Here is a 209-nt window from a genome sequence, read left to right as displayed (position 1 = left end):
CGGTGTTCTTCCTGATCTCTACGCATTTCACCGCTACACCAGGAATTCCCTCTGCCCCTACTACACTCTAGCTCTCCAGTTTCCACTGCTTTTACGAAGTTAAGCCTCGCTCTTTAACAGCAGACTTGAAGGGCCACCTACGGACTCTTTACGCCCAATCATTCCGGATAACGCTTGCATCCTCCGTATTACCGCGGCTGCTGGCACGG

The 209-nt window shown here is 52.6% G+C and carries 1 rRNA gene; it reads right to left on the bottom strand.

What is annotated here, in order from left to right:
* A 16S ribosomal RNA gene (locus tag PL9214_RS29415) occupies positions 1-209 on the bottom strand; the annotation flags it as partial.

This window comes from Planktothrix tepida PCC 9214, from assembly GCF_900009145.1.
In the GTDB taxonomy this organism is placed as follows: domain Bacteria; phylum Cyanobacteriota; class Cyanobacteriia; order Cyanobacteriales; family Microcoleaceae; genus Planktothrix; species Planktothrix tepida.
Note: the sequence above shows the minus strand (reverse complement) of the source record. Positions and strands in the feature narration are given on the sequence as shown.